The 16,472-nt window shown below is 64.8% G+C and carries 11 protein-coding genes and 1 pseudogene; 5 read left to right on the forward strand and 7 right to left on the reverse strand.

Translation table 11 applies throughout. The annotated features are described in order from the left end of the window. Positions 1–187 precede the first annotated feature (187 nt). Entirely contained in the window at positions 188–7,315 is a 7,128-nt protein-coding gene (locus tag ACIO9K_RS32545) for an RHS repeat-associated core domain-containing protein (RefSeq protein ID WP_400335177.1), read from the forward strand. Between the two features lie 809 nt (positions 7,316–8,124). Then, a complete protein-coding gene (locus ACIO9K_RS32550; protein WP_363625154.1) occupies positions 8,125–8,520 on the forward strand; it encodes a hypothetical protein in 396 nt (131 codons plus the stop codon). Positions 8,521–8,963: 443 nt separating this feature from the next. On the opposite strand, the gene ACIO9K_RS32555 is transcribed toward ACIO9K_RS32550, so the two are convergent. The 6 genes from ACIO9K_RS32555 to ACIO9K_RS32580 form a co-directional block, all read right to left on the reverse strand. Continuing rightward, entirely contained in the window at positions 8,964–9,521 is a 558-nt protein-coding gene (locus tag ACIO9K_RS32555; RefSeq protein ID WP_400335184.1) for a transposase, read from the reverse strand. After that, complete coding sequence (locus tag ACIO9K_RS32560) at positions 9,488–10,027, reverse strand: winged helix-turn-helix domain-containing protein (RefSeq protein WP_363625152.1); 540 nt, start codon at positions 10,025–10,027, stop codon at positions 9,488–9,490. Before ACIO9K_RS32560 ends, ACIO9K_RS32555 begins: the two co-directional genes overlap by 34 nt. A gap of 104 nt (positions 10,028–10,131) precedes the next feature. Next, on the reverse strand, positions 10,132–11,544 hold the full coding sequence (locus tag ACIO9K_RS32565) for a ParB N-terminal domain-containing protein (RefSeq protein WP_363625150.1): 1,413 nt from the start codon (positions 11,542–11,544) through the stop codon (positions 10,132–10,134). Continuing rightward, on the reverse strand, positions 11,537–12,142 hold the full coding sequence (locus ACIO9K_RS32570; RefSeq protein ID WP_400335185.1) for a ParB N-terminal domain-containing protein: 606 nt from the start codon (positions 12,140–12,142) through the stop codon (positions 11,537–11,539). Before ACIO9K_RS32570 ends, ACIO9K_RS32565 begins: the two co-directional genes overlap by 8 nt. Positions 12,143–12,392: 250 nt before the next feature. Beyond that, entirely contained in the window at positions 12,393–12,659 is a 267-nt protein-coding gene (locus tag ACIO9K_RS32575; protein WP_363625148.1) for a hypothetical protein, read from the reverse strand. A 173-nt stretch (positions 12,660–12,832) separates the two neighbouring features. Continuing rightward, positions 12,833–13,384 carry a sigma-70 family RNA polymerase sigma factor gene (locus ACIO9K_RS32580; RefSeq protein WP_363625146.1) on the reverse strand — a complete coding sequence of 184 codons (552 nt, stop codon included), beginning with the start codon at positions 13,382–13,384 and terminating at the stop codon, positions 12,833–12,835. A gap of 171 nt (positions 13,385–13,555) precedes the next feature. On the opposite strand from ACIO9K_RS32580, the gene ACIO9K_RS32585 reads away from it, so the two are divergent. Further along, on the forward strand, positions 13,556–13,831 hold the full coding sequence (locus ACIO9K_RS32585; RefSeq protein ID WP_363625144.1) for a hypothetical protein: 276 nt from the start codon (positions 13,556–13,558) through the stop codon (positions 13,829–13,831). Positions 13,832–13,927: 96 nt separating this feature from the next. Next, positions 13,928–14,194, forward strand: coding sequence for a hypothetical protein (locus tag ACIO9K_RS32590; RefSeq protein WP_363625143.1), 267 nt, complete (start codon positions 13,928–13,930; stop codon positions 14,192–14,194). A 211-nt stretch (positions 14,195–14,405) separates the two neighbouring features. Here ACIO9K_RS32590 and ACIO9K_RS32595 read toward each other — a convergent pair. Further along, a pseudogene (locus ACIO9K_RS32595) lies at positions 14,406–15,644 on the reverse strand (IS701 family transposase). 148 nt (positions 15,645–15,792) lie between these two features. Between ACIO9K_RS32595 and ACIO9K_RS32600 the strand changes: the two are divergent. Continuing rightward, positions 15,793–16,341, forward strand: coding sequence for a hypothetical protein (locus tag ACIO9K_RS32600; RefSeq protein ID WP_363625142.1), 549 nt, complete (start codon positions 15,793–15,795; stop codon positions 16,339–16,341). Positions 16,342–16,472: the final 131 nt, after the last annotated feature.

A 16,472-nucleotide genomic window follows, 5' to 3' on the forward strand; every position in this document is an offset into this window, starting at 1 on the left:
ACCCTGGTGGCGTGTTCGATTCTTCACTTATCGTCACGCTGACCATGGCACTGCCACGCCTTTTTGACGTTATGTCGATAATCATTGGAGCGATGTGAAGATGTTTTGGGCTGCCCACAAACGGGCTGGAAGACCACCAGGCAACCGGTGGCGTTCGTCTGTTGTGGCGGCGATGGTCGCCCTGACAATGACCGGGATAACCGCGCCGCCCGCTGTGGCGTGGACCTACCCCGCGCCGAAGGGGAAGGTCTGGACTCCCCCGCACACGCCGCTGGGTGACGCGACCGTCTCGGTCGAGGGAAAGGACGCCCCGAAGCCGGCTTCCAAACCGGCTTCCAACGCTCCTGACTGGAAGCCTGAGCCGACGGCGCCGTTGGTGACCGGTACCGCGACGGTGGCTTTGGGGGCCGACAGCCCTGAAGCGCAGACCGGCGCGAAGGCGGGGGCGCTGGCCGTCCAGGTCGCTCCCGGCACCGGCAAGGGCGAAAGCGCGCACACGGTCACGGTTCAGGTAACCGGGCCGGAGACGGGCAAGGCGGCCGGCGTCACCGGCCCGCTCATCGCCCTGAGCGACGCCGAAGCGCCCACCAGCGGCGAAGGCCGTGCCGCGAGCGTCACCCTGGACCTGAAGGCACTGCAGGCGGCCGGTTGGTCCGACCGGGCCCACCTCGTCGCCCTGCCGGCCTGCGCACTGACCACGCCGGACCTGCCCGAGTGCCGCACCCAGAACCCGGTTGCGGCGAAGACCGACGGGCAGGGCAAGATCACCGCCGACGTCACGCTGCCCCCCAGGGCAGCTCCCCAGCAGGGGCAGAACGAAGCCGTGAAGGCCTCGTTCACCACGACGGCAGCGCCCGCTCAGGCGGTGGCCGCCACCGACAAGGGTGAAAGCGGTGGCTCGGTGGTGCTCTCCGCAGCGCCGTCGCCCTCCGGCGCCATGGGCAACTACACCGCGACATCTCTGTCCCCGTCCTCTGCCTGGTCCGCCGGGTCCAACACGGGCAACTTCACCTACAGCTACCCCATCGAGGTACCGCCCGCACTCAGCGGTGCGGCTCCGACCGTGTCGCTGGGCTACAACTCGGCGGACGTGGACGGCAAGACCTCCTCGACCAACGCCCAGCCCTCGTGGATCGGCGACGGCTGGGGCTACGAGCCTGGCTTCATCGAACGCTCCTACCGCAGCTGCGACAAGGCCGGCATCACGGGCTCGGGCGACGAGTGCTGGGGCGGGCAGAACGCCACCCTTTCCCTCAGCGGCCATTCGGGCAAGATCGTGCGCGACGACGCCACCGGCACCTGGCACCTCGAGAGCGACGACGGCTCCAAGGTCGAGCAGCTCACCGGGGCTTCGAAGGCCGCGGGCGATGTCGACTACCAGGGTATGGAGTACTGGCGGATCACCACGTCTGACGGTGTCCAGTACTACTTCGGCCTCAACCACCTGCCCGGTGGCGACGGCTCCGACCCCGCCGCGAACTCCGTCCTCACGGTGCCGGTGTACTCGCCGAACAACGGCGACCCCTGCTACAACTCCGGCAGCGGGAAGAACTCATGGTGCCAGATGGCCTGGCGCTGGCAGCTCGACTACGTGGTTGACCCGCACGGAAACCTGACCACGTACAAGTACGCCGCCGAGGGCAACAAGTACAAGCGCGGCCGCGTCCAGAGCGGCGGCACCGGCGCCCTCGCCGACTACCAGCGGGCCGGCTACCTCAAGGAGATCGCCTACGGCCAGCGTCTCGACGAGCAGAAGGCCGCCAAGGGAAGCACCAGCCCGGCGGCCAAGGTCCTTTTCGACGTCGCCGAACGCTGCATGCCCGACGCCACGAACGACTGCTCCGAGGGCAAGCGCGCCGGCAACGCCAACGCGTGGCCTGACACGCCGGTCGACCAGATCTGCACCGACAGCAGCTGCGTCAACTCCGCACCGACGTTCTTCACCACCAAGCGCCTGACCACGATCAGAACCCAGATCATGGTCAACTCCGCGCCACGTACCGTCGACACCTGGAACCTCAACCAGGAGCTCGCCGACCCCAAGGACGGCACCAAGCGCCTCCTGCAGCTCGACTTGATCCAGCGCGTCCCGAGCAACGGACAGGCAGAGATCAAGAACCTGCCCCCGGTGCAGTTCCAGTACCAGATGCGGGCCAACCGCGTCGACGGCCTCGTCCCCGCCTCGCCGATGTTCATGCGCCCGCGCATCCAGAACATCACGACCGAGATGGGCGGCAGCATCGACGTCATCTACAACGACCCCGAGTGCTCCCGGGTCAACAACCACATGCCGTCCTCCGAGGACAGCAACACGATGGCCTGCATACCCGTCAAGTGGTATCCGGACTTCTGGTCTTCCAAGGACCCGGTCAACGACTGGTTCGACAAGCCCCTCGTCAAAACCGTCGTCGAGCAGGACCTCGTCAGCACACCCAACATCGGCAGGACCACCGAGTACACCTACAACGGCGGCGCGGCCTGGCACCGCAACGACGCCGAGTTCACCGACCCCAAGACCCGCACCTGGGACAACTTCCGCGGCTACCAGTCGGTGACCACCACCACCGGAAGCGGTAGCTCCAGCGAGGCGCCCAAGACCCAGCAGAAGGTCACCTACCTGCGGGGCATGAACGACGACTACCTCGCCAACGGCACAACCCAACGCAGCGTCCAGGTCCCCAGCCCGCTCGGCGGCACCGTCACCGACAGCGCCCAGCTCGCCGGCCGCGTCGTCGCCACCGAGACCTTCGACAAGGCCGACGGCACAGTCACCGCGGTCTCCGGCAGCACCTACACCGGACAGACGACGTCCGCGACCCACGCCCAGAGCGCGGGCGCCCCAAAGATCTACGCCTGGCGTCCTGACTCCGAGACCACCTCAATCGCCAAGGCCAAACTCACCGACGGCAGCTGGCGCACCACCACGGTTGTCACCACCACGGAACCGGCCAACGGCAACCGCGTCGTCAAGGTCGACGACAAGGGCGACGGCACCGCCGCCACCCCGGAAACCTGTGCCATCACCAGCTACGCGGCCAGCGACAACCCGCAGCTGCTCACACTCGTCTCGGAGAAGACCGCCTTCCAGGGATCCTGCGCAGGTAAAGCCACCTCGGCGAACACCCTGTCCAGCGGCCGCACACTCTACGACGGCAAGCCCTTCGGGAAAGCTGGCACGACCGGCGACCCGACGAGCAACCAAGTCCTCGACCACTTCGACCAGGCCGGCAACGCCGTCTACGCCCATACCGGCAGCGCGACGTTCGACGCCTACGGTCGGAGCCTGACGACAGCGACCACCGACGGCTCCACCTACAACGCCTCCGGTGCCGTACTGGCCGGCCCATCGATCACCCCCGCAGCGACCAAGGTCGTTCTCACCCCGGCCACCGGTGCCCTGCCGACCCAGGTACGAACCACCGGACCCATGGGCGCAGACTGGACCACCAGCACCACACTCGACCCGGCCCGCGGCTCCGCACTCACCAATACCGATGCCAACGGCCGCGTCGTCACCGCCCAGTACGACGCCCTCGGCCGGCTCACAGCCGTCTGGGCACCGGACCGCCCGACCAACCAACTCCCGAGCAAGCAGTTCACCTACTCGCTCAATGGCACCAAGAGCCCGTCCACCGTCAAGACCGAGTCGCTCAACGACGACGCGGCCACCTACTCGGTGAACATCAGTATCTATGACGGTCTGGGTCGCCCCCGCCAGAGCCAGAGCACCAGCGCCGCCAAGCCCACCGGGCGCCTCATCACCGATACCGTCTACGACACCCACGGCTGGGTCATCAAGACCTCGGCACCGTACTACGAGAAGAGCTCCTTCCCCACCGAATCAATCTTCGTCCCGGTGGGTGACGGCCAGATACCAGGCCAGACCTGGAACACCTACGACGGCAACGGACGCGTCGTACGCGCGGAGTTCCGCTCCTACGGCAACCTCCAGTGGGCCACCACCACCGCCTACCCCGGTGCGGACCGAACCGACACCACCCCGCCGAGCGGCGGCGCGCCAACCTCGTCCGTGACCGACGCCCGGGGCCACACCACCGCCCTCTGGCAGTACCGCACACCCACCGCGACCGGCAACAGCACCGACGCGGACATCACCACCTACGCCTACACGCCCACCGGCCAACCTGCGTCGCACACCGACAGCAGCGGCAACACCTGGACCCACACCTACGACCTCCACGGCCGCCAGGTCTCCGCTTCAGACCCGGACACCGGCGTCACGAAGACGTACTACGACGTCAACTCGCGCATCGACCACACTGTCGATGCCAAGGGCAACACTCTCTCCTACACCTACGACCTGCTCGGCCGTAAGACCGGCACGTTCAACGGCGGCGTGACACCGGCCAACCAGCTGGCAGCGTGGACCTACGACACCCTCGTCAAGGGCCAGCCCACCTCCTCCACCCGCTACGTCGGCGGCAGCGGAGGCGCCGCCTACACCACCGCAGTGACCGGCTACGACACCGCCTACAGGCCGCTCGGCACCTCCATCACCATCCCACCCGTGGAAGGGGCACTCGCCGGCACCTACACCACCACCAACACCTACAGCCCGGTCCTCGGCACTGTTACCGAGACCGACATCCCCGCAGCCGGCGGGCTCCCGGCCGAATCGATCACCTACGCCCAGACCATCACCGGTCTGCTCTACGGATCCGCCAGCCTCGAGCAGGCCATCGTCGCCCAGGTCGACTACGACGCCCTCGCACGCCCCGTACGGACGACAGTCGGCCAGTACGGCACACAGGTCGTCTCCACCCAGCAGTACGACTGGGCCACCGGACGGGTCATCAACAACTTCGTCGACCGCCAGGTCGGAACCGTCTCGGTCGACCAGACCAGCTACACCTACACCCCTTCAGGCCGGATCACCTCGGTCACCGACATCCAGGACGCAACCGCAACCGACACCCAGTGCTTCACCTATGACCACCTGAGCCGACTGACCGGCGCATGGACCGACACCGCAGGCACCGCCACCACCGCCGACTGGACCGACACCTCAGGCGCCGTCCACGGCACCGGCAGCTCCACCACCGTCCCCGGCATCGGCGGCTGCAACAACACGAACGGCCCGGCCACCGTCAACCCCGGCGGACGGACCATCGGCGGACCGACGCCCTACTGGAACACCTACACCTACGACGCCACCGGCAACCGCACCGGATACGTCCAGCACGACATCACCGGCAACAGCCTCAACGACACCACCACCACCCAGACCTTCGGAGCCACCAAAAGCCGCAACACCCCCACCAACGCCCCCAACACCGGCGGCGGAACCGGCGGGCCCCACGCCCTGCTCACCTCCACCACCAGCGGGCAGGCAGGCACCAAGGCCGTCAGCTACCAGTACGACGCCAAGGGCAACACCACCGCCATCACCGACACCGGCGGCACCACCACCCTGACCTGGAACGGCGAGGACAAGCTCGACACCCTCACCAAGACCGGCCAGGCCGCCGCCACCACCTACCTCTACGACGCCGACGGCAATCAGCTCATCCGCCGCAACCCCGGCAAAACCACGCTCAACCTGCCCACCGACGAACTCACCCTCGACACGGCCAGCGGCTCCACAAGCAACGTCCGCTCCATCCCCGCCCCGGGCGGCCTGACCTACACCCGCGTCACCGCCGCCATCGGCGGAGGCACCGTCCTGATCCAGGCCGCCGACCCGCACGGCACCAACGGCCTCCAGATCAACACCGACGCCAACCAGACCGTCACCCGCCGCCCCACCGACCCGTTCGGCAACCCCCGCGGCACCCAGCCCGCCACCTCTGACTGGGCCGGCACCAAGGGCTTCATCGGAGGCAGCAAGGACGACACCACCGGACTCACCAACCTCGGCGCCCGCCAATACGACCCCGTCCACGGACGCTTCATCAACCCCGACCCCATCCTCGACCCAGCGAGCCCCCAGCAGTGGAACGGCTACGCCTACAGCAGCAACAACCCCGTCAATCTCTCGGACCCCTCAGGCCTGCACTTCGAAGAGTGCGGCAACGGGATGTACACATGCAGCGGCGGAATCACGCCAATTGAAAAGGGGCGCGACTATGACAAGATCGTAGAAGAAAACAAAACGACAGAAAAGTTCCAAGCATACTCTGCCTACACCTACTGGAGGACCCACAAGACAGTTCGAGAACAATATGCAGTCAAATGCAGCAACGGTCGATGCAACCCGAACTCCAAGGAAGGTCACGAAGGCAACAACAGGGACTTCCTTTTCGGCCTTGGTGCAGTCGCGATTGCACCGATCGACTTCGCCCACGCGATTATTCATCTGGGTGATCACGAATACAGCAAGCCCGGCCCAATGGATTCCTACGTAAGCTGGGCCATGGGGCAGGGCCTCGACCCGCACAGTGCAAATTTTGCTTCGGGAACATATCTCCCTGCTTCGATAGGAGACGCCTACGCCGCTAGTCCGGGGGCGCCTGGTCGGATGCCGTGCAACAGCTTTCCTGCGGGAACCGCAGTTCTCCTCGCGGACGGAACCGCCAAGCCAATTGACCAACTGACCGCCGGTGACAAAGTCACCGCAACTGACCCCCAGACCGGCAACACCACTGGGGAAAGTGTCACGCAAACCATCATCACACCTAACGACGAGGACTTCACCGACCTCCAACTGAGCGCCCCGACCGAAGCGGATCCTTCTGCAGAAACCAGCAGCTCCGCCGCATCCGCCGTCACGCTCACCTCGACTCAACACCACCCATACTGGGATATCACCACCAAGCGGTGGACCAACGCAGCAGAACTCCACGCGGGCGACCAACTCCTGACGCCCACGGGCGACACCGTCACCATCGCATCGATTCGGAACTATCAAACCACCCCAGCCACTGCCTACAACCTCACGATCAACAAGCTCCACACGTACTATGTGCTCGCGGGGACGACACCGGTCCTTGTTCATAACTGTCCTATGGCAAAGCCGCCCACTGTTTCAGAGCTGACAGCAGCCGAACGAGAAAAGGCTATTGCTGTAGCGGCAAAGAACGGACACACCCTAGGGGAGCTGGGCAGGGGACGAGCCGGTGCAGATGGCGCGCATGGCGGATTCAGGCTATGGGACAATGGCAGCGGAAGCCTCGATCTCAGGACGCCCGGGCAACTCGGCAAGGTAAATTCATCGCCATACACGAAAGATGATATTCAAGTATTTTCGGATTACTTTAATAAGGTGGCCAGCGTGTCCGAAGGGCGCGGAAATCCCAATCCAAGTGCTGCAGATAGGGCAACTCTTCTCGACTGGTACAGTGAGAATATGGAGTGATCGTGATTAGATTTGACGTGGTTGCCGACAGCGACACTCCTCTGGTAGTTCAGTTTGAGCCGGCAGCAAATGAGGTGACCGTTTCTCCCGGCGATCGAATTGTCATCGAATGGCCCGATTGGGATGGCAGGGCTGTCGGATCGTTCTATTGGCGGCCGGATCGGTTGATAATCGCTGAGCCCAGCGCCGCGCCGGGATCGGGTTGGCCACGGGTCTGGAATTCAAGCGGAGAGGAGATTACCTATTAGCCAAAGTCGGCGACGGCCCGTCGGTTCATCCGGCGGGCCGTCGCCGACTTTTTCGCGAGTCAGCCGTCGATATATCGCATGATGTGGTCCGGTGCCGAGTGATTGCTGGTCCGGCGATTTGATTGCCCCCGGGGATTCAGAGACCTACACCTTCGCAGAGTTGTGCAATGCTGGCAATTGAGTGCCCGACACGTACTATGTGCTGGCGGGAAGCACGCCAGTCTTGGTTCACAACTGTGGGGAAACGGGGCCAGAGGTAACAGTCAAAAATCTGCCGGAGGTTACAGCCCCCAGAGCCCTGAAGCCTTCTCAGGCAGGGAAAGCGTGGGAGGACTTCTTGGGAGAAGGACCATACACAAATATCCATCCTCGCACGGGTGTGCCGGACCCGAACCGCCTTGTATCTGCTGATGGCCGCCGCAGCATTCGGATGGGAGATCATGAGATGAACAGCAAGCCCACAAAGTTCCACTTTCATATGGAAACATGGGATTGGCTTTCCCCGTCAAATGAGTGGACCGTTAGTAATGAGATGGTCCGCGTCCCACTGGGGCTGAAGTAGTGAAGGTAGAGATCACCAGAGTATTGGATAACCCAAAGGGATGGGTTGCATTCCGGTGTGCGCTCGGGAGCGCCTTCGCCTGCTGGATGGGGCCAACGCCTGCCCGGCGGGGGGAGTTTGACGTCGAAATTGAAATTCCGGAGGAGGTCGCAGATTTGGCAATCGTCGACGATGCACCCCGCGGTTCAATCATGGGATTCACCGAAGGGAAGGGCCCTATCTCCATCTCGGGTACAGTCGTCGAGATCGGCGAGGGAGATGACCCCATCGTAGGGCTAAGGCTTGGCTCCGACATCGTTCTCATCGAGGCGCCGGATCGAAAATGGGAGATAGCTCCAGGAGATGTGATTTCTCTAAATGTATCTTCGATTCAACTTTACCCGTACGACCTGTAATGTTGAATCGATCTGAACCAGAATGGTCTTGCATTTACTCCGCAGGGTGATCCTGGTGTAAATCCAGAAGCCTCTCCCCAAAAATTTCGGGAGAGGCTTCTGGCGTCTTGACGGCAACGTCAGCGGAAGGGCACTGCACGCTGCACCTCCGATACGTAGACGGTGGCCGTGACGCCGATGTGGGCATGTCCGAGCAGTTCCTTGATGATGACGAATTCGACGGTGACATGGCGGGTGGTCTCGTCGATGTGGCGGCTGTAGCGGCCGTGGGGGGCGACGGCCCAGTGGCGGCCGAGGTCGATGCCTGTGACGTACTTGAACCACAGGTGCCAGCACTGAAGCTCCCCCGTCTCGATGGTTGCGGACGGCTACTCCGTTGCCCTGTCTGCTAGTTGGACAATCCTTTACTGAAGTTGAATGGGTGATGTCGGGCCGCGTGGTGGTCAGTCGTCCATGATCAGTCCGGCCTGGGCGAGGCATCCGTCGATCAGGTGCGGTCGGTACTGGATCTTCTTCAGACTCCGCTTCACGCTCTTGGTCAGGTGGTTGAGGTTGGCCACGGCAAGATTGCCAATGGTCCGCTTGACCAGCGACCAGATGCCTTCCTGCGGGTTGAGGTCCGGGGCGTACGAGGGCAGTTGGAAGACCGTCAGCCAGTCCTCGTTCGCCGCGATGAACTCCTTCATCGGCGGCACAAGGTGGACGGACAAGTTGTCCCAGACGAGCACGATCGGGCCGCCGAGCTGTATGCGAGCCCGGAGGATGAGGTCGCGGTAGTCCTGCCAGCTGAAGCTCTTGCGTTCGCCCTTACGTCCTCGGTGCAGGCGGACCCGGTAGATCAGCCGGGAACGTTCGCCCTGCTTGTAGCAGCTCATCCCGGCCATGGATATCCGTCCGGAGCCTCCGCCCCGCACCCGCACCACCGGCGTGCACCCGACTCGGCCCCAGGTCCTGGCGCGCGGCGGCCTCAGTGTCTGTCCGGCCTCGTCCTCGAAGACCAGCCAGGCTCCCCGAGCCGCCGCGGCGCTTTCACCTGGAGCCACACCTCCTTCCTCCACAACTCGACAGAGTCGTCGTCGCGTTCGATCGCCCCCCGGGTCGGCTGCTGCCACGACCAACCGTGGCGCTTGAGCAGGCGCCAGGTCCCTTCCACGGTGTAGCTGACGTGGAACATCCGACCGATCAACGTCTTCACCCGGACCAACGTCCAGCGCTGGTCCTCCCAGCCGTGGGCCAGCGGGCCGCGCTCCAACTCCTTTTCAAGCCGCGCGATTTGCGCATCACCCAGCCTCGGACGCCCAGGCGATCCCTTGGACTGGACCCCATCCGCTCCCAGCTCCCGCCACTGCCGGCGCCAGCGTTCAACGGACCGCTCGCTCACCCGCAACACGGCAGCGATCTCCCGGTTCTTCTCCCCGCCCTCGAAGCGAACGACTGCCTCCAGCCGGATCCGCTCCCGCGCGGCCCTCTCGGCGTCGGTCAAGCCGCCGCCCTGCGCGTATCTCACAGGCCAGAACTACCGGAGCCGTCCAGCGCCTGTCAGGCGAACAGCCCCGACATCACCCGATCAAGTTCAGTAGCTTATCTTTTATGCTCCTAACTGGCGGTGTCCTAGCCGCCGTCCCGCTCCCGACAGGCCCGCATCAGCGCCTCCACCAGCGGCCGGTGCCTGTTGTGCCGGTACTCCCTCGGGTACTCCATGTTGAACTCCAGCTCCAGCGCCGCCCGCCGCTCTTCTTCCGGCAGCGCCCTCGGCTTGCGGCACACCGCGTAGATGTTGCTCCCGTTCGGGTTGCCCCGAACCTCCACCTCGTCGAAGTACCGGCCCATCAGCGACCGAAGCGGCTCAGGGTCGTGGAACCTCTGCATCGTCCACACGCCGGCACGGAAGCTCGCCGTGAACCCGTTGTCGTCCAGGAACTCGACGCTGCGCCTGTACCGGCCGTTGTTACGGGCCTTCTTCCCACCGACCCTGCGCGCGACGGAGCCGAGCGACCTGGTCCCGGTGTAGAAGGTGCTGTCCTTGGCGAGCAGCGAACTGCACGTGGCGACCACGGCGTTCTCGAACTCCAGCGAGGTGACGGAGTTCAGCACCGAGTCCAGTACGACGACGTCGTAGAGGCCGTTCGCGGGGATGTCCCGCTGGAGGTCGCGGATGTGCGAGACCGTGGCCGCCACGTCCAGCGCGTTCTGCCTCCCGGCGGCCTTGACGTGCGGCTCGTACCAGTGCGCGTCCCAGCCCTGCGCCTTGATCCGCTGGATGTAGGCCAGCTCTCCGGCGCCGAAGTCCATGACCCGCTGGCCGGGGCGCAGCGCGGGCAGCACGTGCTGCTCGTACGTCGTGGACTTGTTGGAGTCGCCTTCGTCTCCGCCGAGGCGGTGCATCTGGCACCAGTGCTGGTTGTAGGCGCGGATGCCGAGCTGGGTGTAGTCGTAGTCGCCGTAGTCGCCGTCCAGCCACACGGCGAGTTCGTCGGCCTCCTGCACGGACATGCGGTAGCACAGCAGCGGCAGCTTGAGATCGGCGACGACCACCGCGTAGTCGTTGTTGAGGATGACCCTGCCGTCGCTGTCGGCGACGACCGAGCCCCACGTGCCGTAGCGGGTGACCAGGCGGCGGATCTCGGCCTGGATCGCCGGGTTCGAGTGGGACACCGCGGTGACGTCCTCGGGCTGGATCCACTCCCAGCCGTGCCCATCAGGCCCGGACGCGGGCACCCGCACCTTCGAGCCATCGGTCTCGATCGAGTTGTGCAACAAGTTGAACTGGACTTCGTCCTGGGTGGAGACGTGGCCATCGAGGAGGATCGCCGGGGCGTGGGTCTGGCCGATGGCCTTCAGGGACTTGGTTCGCTGGTGGCCAGCCACGAGGATGCCGTTGCCGTTGACGATCACCGGCTTCACCCAACCGAACAAAGCCAGGGACCTCTGCAACCGGTCGAACGCCTCCTCCGACAGGCGGCGCGGGTTGTACGGGGCGGGCTTGAGCCCGTCGATCGCGTACGCCTCGACGAACTTAGGCATCGACGGCCTCCTGCTGCGCGTCGCCGTGCTGGTCGAGGAGGTAGTGAGCGAAGCCGGTGTCGGTGCCGCGGGCCTCGTAGAACGCCTCGTGGATGTTGTTCAGCCGTTCGACTTCGTCTTTGGTGATCTGCACGCGGGTGGTGCCCCACTGCACGAAGCCCCACTGCAGGTGCTCGTCGACGGTCTTGTCGCCTTCGCGGTCGCTGGTCTCGGCGGCGAGCTGGGACGGCAGCTCAATGCCGTCGAGGAGGTCATCGACGGCATCGTGGTCGTAGCCGGTCCCGTCGAGGTCGGGCAGGGCACCCAGGATGTCGGCCAGCAGCTCGGTGTCGTACCCGGCCAAGTCGCTGGTGCGGTTGTCGACGATCACAATCTTCGCGGCCGCGTCGTCATCGACGTCAACCCAGGAGACCGCGATCTGGTCCCAGCCGCGCTGAACGGCAGCATCCCAGGTGTGGTTGCCGGCCAGGATTTCGTTCAGGCGGCCGGTAAGCGTGCCCCGGTTGACGACGATCGGCTTGAACTGGCCGTGCCAGTACAGAGAGTCGGCGACGGAGTTTACATCGCCACGCCGCAGGTTGCGGTAGTACCGGGTCAGGTCGCGATCGGAACGGCAAGAGGCAGCAGGGAGTCAACGATCCGGTCGATCGGAGCAGGCACGAGCTGGATCCTTCATAGGCCGATTCCCCGCGCCCTACTGGGCAGCCAGCCTAGACGATCACAGGACGGGAGCCTCCATTCACCGTTCCCGAGCGGGGAGTCCCTGCACATCCGACAAAGCACGGGCGGGAGCCGACGGGCAGATCCCACCCGTGCTGCAGGAACTCCGCAGGACGCCAGCGGCGTCGCTACCTGGTACTCCAGGCGGAGAATGCCACACCCGCGAGTGTCGCAAGCGCAGCTACTGCACTCCACACGACCGCGGTGCGGCGCCAGTACGGCGGTTCTTCGCCAGCTTCCGACGGTTTGTACTTCGTAGCTTCCGCCTGAGCGACAGAGCCACCATCGGCGATCGCGACCGGCGTGGTGATCTGCAGTTGCGTACCAGTCCCGCCAATGTTGATGTTGATCACCGGCGGCTGCAATGGTGGGTTCGCGCTACCGTTGCTGTCCAAGTAGTCCTCCTGTAGGTGCTGCTTGTCTCAGGGCGGTAATGGGTTTGCTATGTACCGCTTCTGATGGGGCCCGGCTCGGTGGGGGGTACGATCCCTCACCGGGCCGGTGGTCGCCTTGGTCGGCCGCTCTGGGGGTCCGCGCACAGCAGCCGAAATCCTGGAAATTTCGCAGTTCATGATGGATCGGTTGACTGATGCAGGTTCAGAGTTCTGCGTAGACGGTCAGTGGCCCGTCGGGCGAGGGCCCTCGCGTTGGTCTCCGAAACCCCCAGGTAAGCCGCCACCTCATAAAAATCGAGCTCAAGGATGTGGCGGAGCACGACCACCTCGTACTGGCGCTCTGGTAGTTCCAGAATGGCCTCGAAGAGACCGGTCGCGTCATCCATGAGAGCAAGGCCCGCCCTGGCTGACTCAAACACCTCCCGAGCGGCGCCGGCCCGCCGCTGCACGTAGCCGAACTCGCGCCTGATAGCTTTCCGCGTGATTGACCAGGCGTAGGCTGCGGGGATCTCCTGCCTTAGGACGAACCTCCAGTTGGCCGCCAGCTGGGAGAAGGTTTCCTCAGCGATCCGTAGCGCCCGACGCCGGTCACCAAACCTTGCATACACGAAGCTGTAGTGAGCGCGGAAGTGGACGTCGTGGAAGGCCTCGAACGCGAGACGTTCTCGCCCACTGAGGGCCGCCCCGTTACTGGACTCCTGAGCAGCATCGGTAACTTCACTCAAGGCTGGGGATGGTAGGACAGCCACTGCCCGTGCGACAGCTCCTTCTCTACCCGCCGGCAGAGACCTCTCCGGTCGATCTGCGTCGAGCCTATTCGGAGATCCGGACGACGTTGGCTGAGGTCCTACCCCATCCGCTACTCGACGCGGCGGACAACCGTCAGCATCACCTGGTTGACCGTCGCCACCATGTACGGAGTCGATCTGGTCGGACGGTGCGGGCTTGGAAACTCCCTCGCGTTCGGTGTCTTGGCTCAACTGAGCCAAGAGGTCCGCCAGTTCCGCCGCGCGCTCGTCGCGCTGACGCCTGGCGTCGTCCCGCTGCTGAATAGCGCGACTAGCTGCACTTGCGGCGACCTGCCCTCGTTCGCGAAGGTCAGCGATTTGGACACGCAGGCGGCTATTCTCCCTGTCCAGCCGCGCAGCTCTGGCTTTAAGGGTCTCGGCTGATTCGTGATCGGGTTCATTCGCTCGGTGGAAAGCCTCCGCCGCTAACGGCAAGGTCCTGTAAACGGACTCACTCGCTGAGCAAGGTGACGGCGAGGATTGGCCATTGAGAGCATCTCGACCTTCCTGCGAACGGGCTCGCCGGACATCGATATCGTCGAAGCAGACCTCGGCTACAGCGTCGACGAAGTCGACCGTCAGATACATTCCTGCCAGGCGGTCGGCTACGGCGGTTCGACCCATCTTCGGGCACCGGCGACCGGCCATGAGTCCGGTATGCAGGTCCCTTACGGTCATGCCGGTCGCGTCGAGCCAACACCGCATCAGCAGGGCCGTAGAGTCTGCCTGCTGACTTCGGCCACGTAACGGCCCCCACGGCCTGGTCCGTCGGCTTCCTGACAATTGCGCACTCCTCGAAGGTCGAGGACCACACTCTCCACCAGGGCGAGTGCGGTTCGAAAGTTGTCCGGCAAATCTCCCGGACAACTCCCTGATGCCCTCCTTCAAGAGGCCCGAGACACATGCAGGAAACTCGCACAAATGATCTATGAGCTAGTACTCCAGCTGTAGTTCACGATCATGCTGATGTCGCGGCTTGGCGTTGGTAGTGGCTGGCCTGGGAGCGAGCCTGATGGCGGCTTCTCCAGATGGACCAGCGAAGCCAGTGGTCGGCCTCGTGAACGGATCTGGCGACATGGGCTATGAAGAGTCGCTGGATTTCGTTGCATGTCAGCGGTATCAGGCCGTCGGGCCCGGGGCGGAGTTGGTGCTCCTCGGCGCGGACGACGGCCAGGAAGGCATGGGCGAGCATGGCGAGGGTGACACAGCGGGACCAGGACGTGTAGCGGCGGAGTTGGTGCTCATCGAGGCCGGCCCGGCCCTTTCCAGCCTGGAATGCCTCTTCGACTCTCCATCTGGATCCCGCGACCCGCACCAGGGCTGTCAGCGGCACCGGTCGGGGTGGGTAGCAGCGGTAGTAGGCGAGTTCGCCGGTAGTGCGGTTGCGGCGGATCAGCAGGTGGCGGTGGCCGGGAGCGGTGCTGGGCAGGTCGATGTGGGCCCAGTCGTAGAACCGCTGTCCTTTGGCTCCGGCTCCGGCGGACAGCTTCTGCCAGGCCCGTCTGGGGGGCTTCTTGGCCAGGGCGTCCGCGCGGAGCTTGCCGACCCCGGTGGTGACCTCGTGGGTGCGAGCCACCGCGAGGACGTAGCCGGTGGTGCGTTCCTCCAGGGCCGTGCGCAGTTGGGGGTTGCCGCCGTAGACCTCGTCTCCGGCCACTCAGGGGGCGTGGTGGCCGGAGTCCAGAAGGCGGGTGATCATGCGGGCGGCCAGTTGGGGCTTGGTGGCGAACGCGGTGTCCGGGGCGAGTCCGGCCGCCCGGCAGCGGTCGGGCTGGTCGGTCCACGAGCGCGGAATGTAGAGCTCGCGGTCCACTGTGGCGTGTCCGCGTCGACCTGTGTAGACGAGGTAGACGGCCACTTGGGAGTTCTCGATTCTCCCCGCGGTGCCGGTGTACTGGCGCTGGACGCCGACGGTGTGGGTGCCCTTCTTCACGTTGCCGGTCTCGTCGACCACGAGTACCGCCTGGTCGTCATGCAGGTGCTCGACGACGTAGGCGCGCAGGTCGTCGCAGACGGCATCGGCGTCCCACTTGGCTCGGCTCAGCAAGTGCTGCATGGCGTCAGGAGTCGCCTCTCCATCCCATTCGGCGATGGTCCAGCAGTTCTTCCTCGGCAGGTCCGCGAGCAGTCCCATGACCAAGCGCCGTATTCGGTGGCGGGGTTCGACCTGGGCGAACCGGCCCGCAATACGGCCCATCAGGCCCTCGAACGCTTCCTGCCAGTGGTCGGCGTCTACGCTGTGACCTGCGGCCACCGCGTGATCGTTTGTCTTCACACACTGATGATCAACGGTGGCCGCACCTGCACGTGCCGATGGGACGGCAAGGCTCGTAGAGGAGGACGCAGTGCTGGGATTGCTGGGCTTCTACGACGAACTGGACAACCGCTCCGGCCAGCCGAACGGATCGATACACGATGCCGTCCGGCCTGTCGGCGAGTCGGACGAGGCGGACCTGGTGGCCTACCTGGATGCTGGCCACATCCTCATCGACGTCATGGAGGCGGGACGCGACGCCATCACCGGCAGCGCCCACCGCCACTCCCCGGGGTGCTCTTCACTGACGACAGACGGTACCTGGCTGTGGCGCCAGGACTTCCCGCACTACGTGGAGACGCACCACGTCTCGCTGCCTGAAGCGTTCGTCGAACACGTCCGTAGCCTGAATTATCGGATGCCCACCATCACCGTCGCGCAGTTCGCTCCCCGCTACGACGAGACGATGCCCCTGGTCGGTTGGGCCTCGGCTGTCCCATGGCGATCGACTGCGGCCCTGCTCGTGCCAGAACCACGAGCGGTCATCAGCAAGGGCGAGTTCGACGCGGCGACGCTGGCCCAGACTCGAAGCCGGCCACACGGCAGCTGGGGCAAGCCGCGCAAACCATGGCGAGCATAGGCGCCACCGGCACAGGAGCGATCTACAGCTGGAGTACTAGTGTCCTGCGCCGGAGATCCGTCGGCAGAATCGGGCGAGGGAGTCGAGGATCTCGTCGGCGGTCTTGGTCCAGGTGAACGGTGTGGGGTCTT

It is taken from the genome of Kitasatospora sp. NPDC087271 (assembly GCF_044744605.1).
Taxonomy (GTDB): Bacteria; Actinomycetota; Actinomycetes; order Streptomycetales; family Streptomycetaceae; genus Kitasatospora.

Bases quoted from the DNA above. Each gene is read 5' to 3' on its own strand.
- ACIO9K_RS32545 (WP_400335177.1), top strand. From the start codon at position 188: ATGACCGGGATAACCGCGCCGCCCGCTGTGGCGTGGACCTACCCCGCG.
- ACIO9K_RS32565 (WP_363625150.1), bottom strand. From the start codon at position 11,544: ATGCCTAAGTTCGTCGAGGCGTACGCGATCGACGGGCTCAAGCCCGCC.